Raw genomic sequence first — 11,400 nt, 5'->3', positions numbered from 1 at the left:
TGTCACATATCCGAAATATTCGAAGTGCAGGGCCGGATTAACACGACATGAAGTCGCGAAATTCGGAGCCGCGGGCTCTCAAAGGGGTAATTACTGATGCGGAACAACCTTTTCCTGGGTGTGGCAGTCGTTGCGCTCGTCGCACCTGCCGCCGCCATGGCGCAGGACACGACGGCGACGATCCGCGGTTCGGTCCAGTCTGCCGGCGTACCCGTCAACGGCGCCACGGTGGTCATCACCAACGTCCCGTCAGGCACGCGCTCGACCGCGACGACCGATGCGAGCGGGACGTTCATCGTCACCGGCCTGCGCGCCGGCGGCCCGTTCACCGTCGACATCGCGTCGGCGCAGGGCAGCACCAGCGTCACCGACATCTTCACCGTCATCGGCCAGCCGTTCGATTTGCCGATCGAACTGGCCGCAGGGGGCACCGCATCCAGTGACGAGATCGTCGTCACCGCATCGTCGATCCGTGGCGCCGGGACGTCGTCGGATGGCCCGCAGACCGTGCTGAGTGCACGCGACATCAGCAAGGTCGCCTCGGTCAACCGCGACATTCGCGACATCCAGCGCCGCGATCCGTTCGCCACGCTCGATCTGTCGAACAACCGCGCCGTGTCGTTCGCCGGCAGCAACCCGCGCTTCAACCGCTTCTCGATCAACGGCGTGTCGGTCAGCGACAATTTTGGCCTGAACCCCGATGCCAGCCCTACCGCGCGCGGTCCGATCCCCTTCGACGCCATCGCGCAGGTGTCGGTCTCGATCGCACCGTATGATTTCCGCCAGGGCAATTTCCAGGGCGGCGCGATCGACGCGACGCTTGCGTCGGGCACCAACGATTTCCACGGCACCGGCTTCTACTCGCAGAACACCGACGGCCTGTACGGCAAAAAGATCGGCTCGTTCACGCGCCCCGACACGAACTTCAAGTCGGAAACCTATGGCGCGACGTTGTCGGGCCCGATCATCAAGGACAAGCTGTTCTTCATGGTCTCGGCCGAGCGCAACACCGAAGCCCGCCCGCTGACGATCGCATCGCCGTCGCAGGTGCCGTTCGGCACGGGTAACTTCCTGACGACCGCCCAGGTCGACAACGTCGCCGCCATCGCTCAGTCGGTCTATGGCTATGACGCGGGCGAGATCCTCTCGATCGCGCAGCAGAAGGACGAGAAGATCGTCGGCAAGCTCGACTGGAACATCACCGATGGCCAGAAGCTCGCATTGTCCTACGTCAACGCGTTCGACTCGTTCGTCGTCAGCGGCAGCAACTCGCAGTCGGCCGCGTCGCCGGGCTTCTCGCTCGACTCCAACGGCTACAAGCTGGGTGAACTGCTCCGCGCCGGCATCGCACAGCTGAACTCGGATTGGTCCGACACGTTCTCGACCGAAGTCCGCGGCACGTACAAGAAGTACACCCGCACCCGCGATCCGCTGCGCGGCAACGATTTCGCCCAGTTCCGCGTCTGCCTCGATCCGACCTCGGTCGGCACCGGCGGCCAGGCTCAGTCGTGCAGCACCGGCACCCCGGTCATCGCATTCGGGCCGGACGCTTCCAGCCAGTCGAACACCTTCGCCACGGAAACGTTCGGCGGATCGGCGTTGGCCAACGTCACGGTCGGCGACCACAGCATTCGCCTGCTCGGCGAATTCTCGCGCGTGACGATCAAGAACCTGTTCCTTCAGAATTCCGCCGGCTCGTATTATTTCGACTCGCTTGCCGATTTCCAGGCGCGGCGCGCTAACCAGGTGACCTACCAGGACGCCGTCTCGCTCAACACGGACGATGCAGCGGCAGACTTTGGGTATCAGCAATATACCTTCGGCGCACAGGACAGCTGGCGCGTCAGCGATACGCTGAACCTGACCTACGGCGCACGCTACGACCTGTACGACATGCAGAGCCGCATCCCGTACAACGCCAACTTCCAGAACCGCGTCGGTTTTGCGAACACCAAGAACTTCAAGGGTCTGGGCGCGTTCCAGCCGCGCATCAGCTTCGACTTCAAGCCGCCGGTCGCGCGCCTGAAGCTGCGCGGCGGTGCCGGCATCTTCGCTGGCGGCGCACCCGACGTGTACCTGTCGAACAGCTTCTCGAACACCGGCGTGGTCACCAACTCGGTGACCGTCAACCGGATCACCAGCGGCGCGTCGGCCTATAACCAGCCGGTCGCCGTCGGCGATGCCGCGCTCAACAACGTCAATGGTGCCGCCATTCCGGCGGCACTCGCAAACTATCTGTCGACCAACACGGGCTCGCTCAGCACCGCGCCGGTCAATGCGATCGATCCGAGCTTCGACATCCCGTCGACGTTGAAGGCGACCTTCTCCGCCGATTATGACCTGTTCGGCATCGAGTTCGGCGCCGACTATATCTATTCCAAGGTCATCCAGCAGGTTCAGTTCAGCGACGCCCGCTCGGTGGTGATCGGACGCCTGCCCGATGGCCGCCCACGCTATGCCGCACGGACCAACGCCGGCGGCATCAGTGTTACCGATCCGAACACGGATATCGTGCTGGGGAATACCAACCGCGGCCGCGGTCATGTGTGGGATGTCCGTGCCTCCAAGACGTTCGACTGGGGTCTGTCGCTCGGCGGCAGCTACACGTGGCAGGACGTGAAGGATGCAACGCCGGCCACGTCGTCGACCGCACTGTCCAACTATGGCAACGCGGCGATGGTCGATCCGAACTTCGCGGCGTATGGCCGGTCGAACGACGAAACACGGTGGGCATTCAAGTACAACATCGGCTTCGATCATGCGTTCTTCGGCGACTATCGTACCGCGATCCAGCTGTTCGGCGAGACGCGCGCAGGCCGTAACTACAGCTTCACGATGATCGACCAGAGTGGCGGTACCAGCAACCGCAGCCCGGTGTTCGGCACGCTGTCGAACAACGGTCGCTACCTGCTGTACGTGCCGACCGGCGCAAACGATCCGCTCGTCAGCTACGACACGCCGGGAACGCAGACTGCGCTCGATAACCTGATCAACAAAACCGAGCTGAAGGACTATCGCGGCAAGATCGCAGGCCGCAACATCGCCCGCAGCCGTGCCTTCACGCGTATCGATCTCCATCTCGAACAGCAGGTTCCGACCTTCATCGGCGGATCGCGCGTGACGATCTTCGGCGATATCGAGAACCTTCCGAACCTGCTCAACAGCAAGTGGGGCGGTCTGCGTCAGCTCGCCTTCCCGTCGACCGCGTCGGTCGTTCAGGTTCAGTGCCTTGCTGTCGCAACCGCGACCGGCGCTCCGGGCGTCGTCAACACTGCCGCAAACCAGACGTGCACGCAGTATCGCTACTCGTCGTTCATTGAGCCGGCGACGGCTCGCGCGCCGGTATTCAACGGTTCGCTGTACCTGATCCGTATCGGCGCACGCTTTACCTTCTAAGCTACGCTTGACGTAATCGGTCGAACCGGGCCGCCGTTCCTCTAGGGGAGCGGCGGCCCTTTTCGTTACAGCATCACTAAAGATACGCGGCTCACGGGTTTTGCGTGTCCGTTGCGCCGCGTGTAAGACCGCGGGCCAATGGCTATTTCCTCCGCCCCGTCCCCCGGCCAAACCCGGCGGCTGCCCTTCACCGCGCGACCGTTCTTCGAGAACAAGGCGCGCGCGTTCTGGATCCTCCAGGCGGTTGGCTGGAGCGGGTATCTGTTGCTGCGCGGGGTGGTGTCGATCTCGAACGGGCTGTCGCTCGACGGGGTGATCCCGGTGATCGTCGAGGCGATCGTAGGCTACTGCATCACGCTGCTGCTCTCGACGATGTACGGCCAGTATCGGCAGATGAACCGGCTGGTCGGAATCTTCCTGACGATTGCGACGCTGGCCGCGGCGACGTTCCTGTATGCGGTGCTCGACGCGTTCACCTTCTCGTTCATCGCGACCGCGACGCCAGGCGTTACGCTGACGCGGCTGCTGGGCTCGGTGTACGTTACCTTCACGGTGTTGTTCGGCTGGTCGGCGCTGTATTTCGGGATCAATTTCTACCTGATCGTCGAGCAGCAAATCGACCAGATGGAGCATCTCGAGAACCAGGCATCGTCGGCGCAACTGGCGATGCTGCGGTATCAGCTCAACCCGCATTTCCTGTTCAACACGCTAAACTCGATCTCGACGCTGGTGCTGCTCAAGCAGACCGAGCGGGCGAACGCGATGCTCAGCCGGTTGTCGTCGTTCCTGCGCTATACGCTGGCGAACGAGCCGACCGCGCACGTCACCGTCGCGCAGGAGGTGGATCAGCTGAAGCTGTATCTGGAGATCGAGAAGATGCGCTTCGAGGATCGGATGCGGCCGAAATTCGACATCGATCCGCGCGCCGAACGGGCCCGTTTGCCGTCGCTGCTGCTGCAACCGCTGGTCGAAAACGCGATCAAATATGCCGTCACCCCGCAGGAGGAAGGCGCCGAAATCTGCGTCGAAGTGCGGCTCGCCGGGGAACGCGTGCAGATCGCCGTATCCGATACCGGTCCGGGCTTGATCGAGGGCCGGATCGGTTCAAGCCATTCGACAGGCGTGGGGCTCGCTAATATTAGAGACAGGTTGGCTCAGGCATATGGGCCCGACCACCGTTTCGAAACCCGCTCCACGCCCGCTGGCGGCTTCTCGGTCGAGATCGAGATTCCGTATCAGCTTGAAGACGTGAACAGAGAGGCCGCATGACCATCCGTACCATTCTCGTCGACGACGAGCCGCTGGCGATCCAGGGGCTGGAACTCCGACTCCAGGCCCATGAAGACGTCGAGATCATCGAAAAATGCTCGAACGGCCGCGAGGCGATTCGCGCGATCAAGACGCACAAGCCCGATCTGGTCTTCCTCGACATCCAGATGCCGGGGTTCGACGGGTTCTCCGTCGTGCAGGGGCTGATGGAGGTCGAGCCACCGCTGTTCGTGTTCGTCACTGCCTATTCCGATCACGCCTTGCGCGCGTTCGAGGCTCAAGCGGTCGATTACCTGATGAAGCCGGTCGAGGAATCGCGGCTGGCGGATACGATCGAGCGGGTTCGGCAGCGTCTGTCGGAGAAGCGCGGCGTCGAGGAGGTCGATCGGTTGCGCGAAGTGCTTGCCGATGTCGCGCCGGATGCGGCGGCGGACATGCCGGATGGGGACGCCGTGTCGGCGAACCGGTTCGAGAAGCTCATCAACATCAAGGATCGCGGGCAGATCTTCCGCGTCGATGTCGATACGATCGAGCGGATCGATGCGGCCGGCGATTACATGTGCATATATACCGGCGATAATACGCTGATTTTGCGCGAGACTATGAAGGATCTGGAGAAGCGGCTTGATCCGCGGCGATTCCAGCGGGTGCACCGGTCGACGATCGTGAATTTGGATCTGGTGAAGCAGGTCAAGCCGCATACCAATGGCGAGTGTTTCCTGGTGCTGAATTCAGGTGCGAGCGTGAAGGTTTCGCGGTCGTATCGTGATGTTGTGGCGCGGTTCGTCCACTGAGGTAGGGGACCCTTCCCCTTATTCTCGCGCCCTCCCCGTCATCCTGACGAAAGTCAGGATCCAGAGTCATTGAGGGCAACGCTTGTTACCCTGGATCCTGACTTTCGTCAGGATGACGGACGCGGGGGGGGGTGTGGTTGGGGCGAGCTTTCGGGGGCGTGCTCTTCCACATCCGTCCTTGCCGATCGAGGTCCCGACTTTCGTCAGGATGACGGGGTGCGCTCCGTTAGCGAGCGCTTCCCTCGTTCCCGCACCCCATTAACCAGTCCCTAAACCCCGCGGCCTAGAGCGGGGGGATGAAGACGTCGGGTTACGGCCTTTATCCGCATGCGCTGATCAGCCTGCCCGCGTTGGTGATGGCGACGTCGTGCGTGCCGGCGGATCGGCCGGCGGCGATCGCCCGGGTCCAGCCGGAGCGGAACTCGCGCGCCTTGCTGAGCCGGATGGCGTTGCATGTGCCCGACGACATTTCGGCGAAGATCGCGATGGCCGCACCAGATGCGCCGTTTGCGGCTGCGGCGCCGTTCGTTGCTCCGCCGTTTCTGACTTCGAACTCCGTTGATGATGCTAGCCGAGCCGCCGACTGCCTAACGGCGGCAGTGTATTACGAAGCACGGTCGCAGTCGGAGGATGGGCAGCGGGCCGTGGCGCAGGTGGTGTTGAACCGTGTGCGCGATCGGGCCTTTCCGAACAGTGTTTGCGGGGTCGTGTACCAGGGGGCCGAGCGGCGGACCGGGTGCCAGTTCAGCTTTACCTGCGACGGCTCGATGAACCGGGCGCGCGAGCCGGGGGCTTGGGATCGCGCGCGGGAGGTTGCGACGGCGGCGCTTGGGGGGAGCGTATATGCGCCGGTCGGGGCGGCTACATCGTTTCATACGACGAGCATTTTGCCGTGGTGGGCGTCGAGCCTTGCCCGGATCACGACGGTTGGGGCGCATGTGTTCTATCGTTGGCAGGGGGCGTTGGAACGGGCGCTGACGTTTCGGCAGACTTATGCTGGGGTGGAGCCTGGAGTTCGGGGTGTTGGTTTGGCGAGCGGTGGTGGCGTGGCGGCGGTGGCGGCGCAGGTTGCTGGCGTTTCGGTGCATTATGGCAATCGGGACGACGTTGCGGACTCGGGTGCGGAGCCGGCCGATGCGCCGCATGGGGTGACGGTGCACCGGGGGGTGTTGCGTTCTAGTTCGACGATTGCGGGTGCGGCGATTGTGCAGACGCGGTTGGTTTCTGGGGTGCGGGTTCACGTTGGTGGGCGGGCGGCTGCGATGATCGGCAGCGGCAACGCGGCCGACGCGGTAGTGTCGGACGAAACCTGATAGCTCCCTCCCCTTCAGGGGAGAATTGGGGTGGGGCACTGCCCCAAGCGACACGTTCGCGGACGAGCCCCACCCCAGCCCTCCCCTGAAGGGGAGGGAGTTTTAGAGACTCCCTGTTCCAATACCTGCACCACCCCGGCGAAGGCCGGGGCCCAGTTGGGGGACGATATTGACTGCGAACCGCGCTTCGTTACGACCACCTTTCCAACTGGGCCCCGGCCTTCGCCGGGGTGGTGGCCTATATCGAGGACGGATCGGCAATCTGATCCTCCCCCGCAAGGGGGAGGTGGCTGGCGCTTGCCAGACGGAGGGGGAGGCATGCGAAACGTCTGTTGCGTGGTCCTCCCCCTCCGTCGCCTTCGGCGCCACCTGCCCCTGGCGGAGGAGGATCGAGAGCGCATCGACTAGGGACCGGGCGGCAAACTCCCCCCTTCCCCCTCCCCTCGCAAAACCATGCTGCATCTGCTAACGGCACGCGCATGCTGAACCTGAACAATATCACGGTGCGCCTGGGCGGACGCGTTATCCTCGATGGCGCCACCGCCGCGTTGCCGCCGGGCTCGCGCGTCGGGCTGATCGGGCGCAACGGCGCGGGCAAGTCGACGATGGTGCGCGTGATCGCAGGACAGCTCGAGCCGGACGACGGTTCGGCCGACATGCCGAAGGGCGCCCGCATCGGCTACCTCGCGCAGGAAGCGCCGCACGGCGTGAAGACCCCGTTCGAGACCGTGCTCGAAGCCGATCTGGAGCGCGCCGCGCTGATGATCGAGAGCGAGACGAGTGAGGATCCCGACCGGCTCGGGGACGTGTACGAGCGGCTGATCGCGATCGACGCCTATACCGCGCCCGCCCGCGCCGCGCAGATCCTGCTCGGGCTCGGGTTCGACGAGGACATGCAGGCGCGCACGCTCGACAGCTTTTCGGGTGGCTGGAAGATGCGCGTGGCACTCGCCGCTCTGCTGTTCTCGCAGCCGGACCTGCTGCTGCTCGACGAGCCTTCGAACCATCTCGATCTGGAAGCGGTGATGTGGCTGGAGGACTTCCTCAAGGGCTACAAGGCGACGATCGTGGTGGTCAGCCACGAGCGCGATTTCCTCAACAACGTGGTCGATCACATCCTGCATCTGCAGGGCGGCAAGATCACGCTGTATCCGGGCGGCTACGACGCGTTCGAGCGCCAGCGTGCGGAGCGGCTCGCGCAGATCGAGGCGGCGCGCGCCAACCAGGCGGTGCAGCGCGAGAAGCTGCAGGAATATATCGCGAAGAACTCCGCGCGCGCCTCGACCGCGAAGCAGGCGCAGTCGCGACAGAAGATGCTGTCGAAGATGCAGCCGATCGCCGAGAGCTACAACGATCCGACGCTGTCGTTCGGCTTTCCCAGCCCGACCGAGCTGCGCCCGCCTTTGATCACGCTCGACATGGCTACCGTGGGCTATGCCGACGTGCCGATCCTGAAGCGGCTCAACATGCGGCTCGATCCCGACGACCGGGTCGCGCTGCTCGGGCGCAACGGCAACGGCAAGACCACGCTCGCGCGGCTGCTGGCGGCGCAGCTGACGCCGATGGACGGCGAGATGTCGTCGTCGGGCAAGATGAAGGTGGGATACTTCACCCAGTATCAGGTCGAGGAACTCGATCCGACCGATTCGCCGATCGAGCATATGTCGCATCTGATGAAGGGCGCAACGCCGGCGGCCGTGCGGGCTCAGTTGGGGCGGTTCGGCTTCTCGGGCGACAAGGCGACGACCCGCGTCGGCAAGCTGTCGGGTGGCGAGCGGGCGCGTCTGGCGCTGGCGCTGATCACGCGCGATGCGCCGCATCTGCTGATCCTCGATGAGCCTACCAACCATCTGGACGTCGATGCGCGTGAGGCGCTGGTGCAGGCACTCAACGCGTATACCGGCGCCGTGGTGCTGGTCAGCCATGATCGGCACATGCTCGAGCTGACCGCGGATCGCCTGGTGCTGGTCGACGACGGGACCGCGAAGGAGTTCGACGGCAGCCTCGACGACTATATCGCGTTCGTCCTGAAGGGCGATGGCGGCAAGGGCGATGCCGCGTCGAAGGCCGACAAGAAGGCGGGCAAGAAGGCTGCGGCCGAGGCGAAGAGCAACGACGCGGCTCTGCGGAAGGCCTTGCGCGAGATCGAGGAGCAGACCGCGAAGTTCACCAAGGAGCGGAATGCTCTGGATCGCGCGATGGTGGATCCGGCGAACGCGGAGCCGCGGTTCTCGCGGATGTCGATGGGGGATCTAAGCAAGCGTCGCGCCGAGGTGCATGCGAAGCTTGAGGCTAGCGAGGCGAAGTGGCTGGAGGCTAGTGAGGCGCTGGAGGGCGTGGAGGCTTAAGGCCCCCCGCCCCGCGTAACGTCCCTCGCCCCTCGCGGTCTTCCCAGCGAAAGCCGGGATCTCCCGGTTCGGGTTACAGCATCCGCCAAGCGGGATACCCCAGCTTTCGCTGGGGTGACGGACTTTGGGTTGCGGCTGTCTTGCAGCAATGGTCCGCGCTTCCATGTTCTCCCGCGAAGGCGGGAGCCCAGTCTGGGTCCCCGCCTTCGCGGGGAAACATTCTTCTTTCCGCTCAGAGAATAGGCTCCGAGCTCTTCAGGCTTAGCCCTCGTCGGTGTCCGCGCCCGCCGCTGGACGTTCAAACCAGGCCTCGACCGGGCCGACCAGCTTCAGCGTCAGCGCGTTGCCGTTGCGGTCGACCTTCTTGCCGAGCGCGACTCGGATCCAGCCTTCCGAGATGCAATATTCCTCGACGTCGTGGCGCACCTTGTCCTTGAAGCGGATGCCGATGCCGCGTTCGAGCAGGTCCTGCTGGAAGAACGGGCTGCGCTGGTTGATCGACAGGCGATCGGGGGGCGTGTCGCCGGTTGCGGCCGGGGTGGCGGCGGCTTCGGTCTCGGGGGTGTGGGGCGTATCGGTCATGGTCGCGCGTCTAGCGGCAAGCACCGGGCGCGCGCCAGAAAAAAGGCACCGGACGCAAAAGAGGCGCCGGGATTGCTCCCGACGCCTCCATGCAATCATTCGATCAAGTCAGCTGCAGACCTGCACCGAGACCCGGTCGCCGTAATAGGGGTCGACGCGCCACTCGTTCCAGCACCGCGGGCGGTAATCCTCGCGGTAGTAGGTACGGACCGGCGGGCTGTAATAGGCCACCGGTGGCTGTGCGTAATAGCCGCCGTTGTAGTAGCCGCGGTCATAGTACCGATTGCGGTTGTTGCTGCTGGCGATCGCTGCGCCGACGCCGAGGCCGAGGATGCCGCCAAGCACCGCTGCGCCGGCCGCATTGCCGCCGCCACGATGACCGTGCCAGCCGCCGCCGTAGCCGCGCCCATAGCCGCCGCGTCCCCAACGCTGCGCGTCGGCTGGTGCTGCTGCCGTCAGAGCCGTTGCGGCGAGTGTTACGCCGAGGCCTGCTTTCTTGAAAAATCCGTTCATCTCTTCCGAACTCCGTTACTAGTTACGCCCGGTCCGCTTGGGACAAACGCATAAGTGTCCGACCGTGTTTCAGGATTTAGGCGATTCGGCCTGAACTGGTTCGGAACGGCTTGTTAACCCACGGTATAGCTGCCCGCTTCTGCTGCAGTCGGTCCCGCGAGGGGACTCGGCGTTGTGCCGCGACGCTGGGCTTCGTTTACGAATATGCGATAGGGTGGCGGAATGCGTACGATCATGCCGATGCAAGCGATAGCCTTTGCCGTTTTGGGTGGCAGTGCCGTGCTGATCGGCGGGCTAGCGTTATCCGGATCGCCCGTTCGCGTGCGCGCAACAGAACCGACGCCGGTCGCCAAACCCGTGGCCGTAGCGTCGAAGCCCGTACCAGCGCCGCCGCTGGCGAGCGCAGCGCCGGACTCTGCCGAGGGGTATGTCGTCAAGCGCGTACTGGACGTGCCTGAGCCGCTCCGTCACGGCGCCTATTACTGGGATACTGAGGGCGTGCCCGAGGGACCTATCGTGATTACCGTCGACCTCGTCGCGCAAACCTTGTCGATTTTTCGCGCGGGATACGAGATCGGGACGGCTGCGGTGATTTATGGTGCTGACGAGAAACCGACACCGCTAGGCGTGTTCAAGATCACGCAGAAGGACGCGCATCATGTGTCGAACCTTTACGGGGCGCCGATGCCGTACATGCTGCGGCTGACCAACGACGGCGTCTCGATCCACGGCAGTAAGCTGATGGATGGGAAATATGCCACGCACGGGTGCGTGGGGGTGCCGACTGCGTTTGCGAAGCTGATCTTCGAGCAGGTTAAGCTTGGCGATCGGGTGATCGTTACGAGTGGCGAGATGTTGGCGCGGGGCGGGCGGATTACTGCTGCCTGAGGGTGGGCGGTTTCGGACGGTAGCGCACCGTGCCCTCACCTTCGCCGCCTTCGTCTCTTCCTCTCCCTTTGGGAGGGGATTTGGGAACAGCCTAAAGTCCTAGCAGCAGGAACCTCCCCGGCGGAGGCCGGGGTCCAGTTGGGGGACCTCGCTGAAGAAGGGCAGCGCCGAGTTACTGTGACCTTTCCACCTGGGCCCCGGCCTTCGCCGGGGAGGTGCGTCGGTTTGGTCCTGCCCGCTCGCGTTGCCGCCAGCGTGAATGCTGCCTTTCGGCTTTCTCGCACAAACAAAAAGGGC

The 11,400-nt window shown here is 64.1% G+C and carries 8 protein-coding genes; 6 read left to right on the top strand and 2 right to left on the bottom strand.

Going from position 1 to position 11,400, the window contains the following annotated elements:
- Window positions 1–96: 96 nt before the first annotated feature.
- From C8J40_RS04820 to C8J40_RS04800, 5 genes are all read left to right on the top strand, one after another.
- Window positions 97–3,396, top strand: coding sequence for a carboxypeptidase regulatory-like domain-containing protein (locus C8J40_RS04820; protein ID WP_132896035.1), 3,300 nt, complete (start codon window positions 97–99; stop codon window positions 3,394–3,396).
- Window positions 3,397–3,534: 138 nt separating this feature from the next.
- The gene (locus C8J40_RS04815) at window positions 3,535–4,665 is read left to right on the top strand and encodes a histidine kinase (protein WP_132896034.1); all 1,131 of its coding nucleotides are present in this window, start codon (window positions 3,535–3,537) and stop codon (window positions 4,663–4,665) included.
- On the top strand, window positions 4,662–5,459 hold the full coding sequence (locus tag C8J40_RS04810) for a LytTR family DNA-binding domain-containing protein (protein ID WP_031393111.1): 798 nt from the start codon (window positions 4,662–4,664) through the stop codon (window positions 5,457–5,459). The genes C8J40_RS04815 and C8J40_RS04810 overlap by 4 nt, the downstream gene beginning before the upstream one ends.
- Window positions 5,460–5,755: 296 nt before the next feature.
- Window positions 5,756–6,772 carry a cell wall hydrolase gene (locus tag C8J40_RS04805; RefSeq protein ID WP_132896033.1) on the top strand — a complete coding sequence of 339 codons (1,017 nt, stop codon included), beginning with the start codon at window positions 5,756–5,758 and terminating at the stop codon, window positions 6,770–6,772.
- Window positions 6,773–7,251: 479 nt separating this feature from the next.
- The gene (locus tag C8J40_RS04800) at window positions 7,252–9,120 is read left to right on the top strand and encodes an ABC-F family ATP-binding cassette domain-containing protein (RefSeq protein ID WP_132896032.1); all 1,869 of its coding nucleotides are present in this window, start codon (window positions 7,252–7,254) and stop codon (window positions 9,118–9,120) included.
- Window positions 9,121–9,381: 261 nt separating this feature from the next.
- On the opposite strand, the gene C8J40_RS04795 is transcribed toward C8J40_RS04800, so the two are convergent.
- A complete protein-coding gene (locus C8J40_RS04795) occupies window positions 9,382–9,702 on the bottom strand; it encodes a DUF3297 family protein (protein WP_132896031.1) in 321 nt (106 codons plus the stop codon).
- 108 nt (window positions 9,703–9,810) lie between these two features.
- On the bottom strand, window positions 9,811–10,215 hold the full coding sequence (locus C8J40_RS04790; protein ID WP_132896030.1) for a hypothetical protein: 405 nt from the start codon (window positions 10,213–10,215) through the stop codon (window positions 9,811–9,813).
- Window positions 10,216–10,437: 222 nt separating this feature from the next.
- Here C8J40_RS04790 and C8J40_RS04785 point away from each other — a divergent pair, with 222 nt between their 5' ends.
- The gene (locus C8J40_RS04785; protein ID WP_243693206.1) at window positions 10,438–11,103 is read left to right on the top strand and encodes a L,D-transpeptidase family protein; all 666 of its coding nucleotides are present in this window, start codon (window positions 10,438–10,440) and stop codon (window positions 11,101–11,103) included.
- The last annotated feature ends 297 nt before the right edge of the window (window positions 11,104–11,400 follow it).

It is taken from the genome of Sphingomonas sp. PP-CC-3A-396 (assembly GCF_004343105.1).
In the GTDB taxonomy this organism is placed as follows: domain Bacteria; phylum Pseudomonadota; class Alphaproteobacteria; order Sphingomonadales; family Sphingomonadaceae; genus Sphingomonas.
This window is presented reverse-complemented; position numbering and strand designations above follow the sequence as displayed.

Coding starts and splice junctions, on each gene's coding strand:
- C8J40_RS04805 (WP_132896033.1), top strand. CDS start 5,756: ATGAAGACGTCGGGTTACGGCCTTTATCCGCATGCGCTGATCAGCCTG.
- C8J40_RS04810 (WP_031393111.1), top strand. CDS start 4,662: ATGACCATCCGTACCATTCTCGTCGACGACGAGCCGCTGGCGATCCAG.
- C8J40_RS04785 (WP_243693206.1), top strand. CDS start 10,438: ATGCGTACGATCATGCCGATGCAAGCGATAGCCTTTGCCGTTTTGGGT.
- C8J40_RS04820 (WP_132896035.1), top strand. CDS start 97: ATGCGGAACAACCTTTTCCTGGGTGTGGCAGTCGTTGCGCTCGTCGCA.
- C8J40_RS04815 (WP_132896034.1), top strand. CDS start 3,535: ATGGCTATTTCCTCCGCCCCGTCCCCCGGCCAAACCCGGCGGCTGCCC.
- C8J40_RS04790 (WP_132896030.1), bottom strand. CDS start 10,215: ATGAACGGATTTTTCAAGAAAGCAGGCCTCGGCGTAACACTCGCCGCA.
- C8J40_RS04795 (WP_132896031.1), bottom strand. CDS start 9,702: ATGACCGATACGCCCCACACCCCCGAGACCGAAGCCGCCGCCACCCCG.
- C8J40_RS04800 (WP_132896032.1), top strand. CDS start 7,252: ATGCTGAACCTGAACAATATCACGGTGCGCCTGGGCGGACGCGTTATC.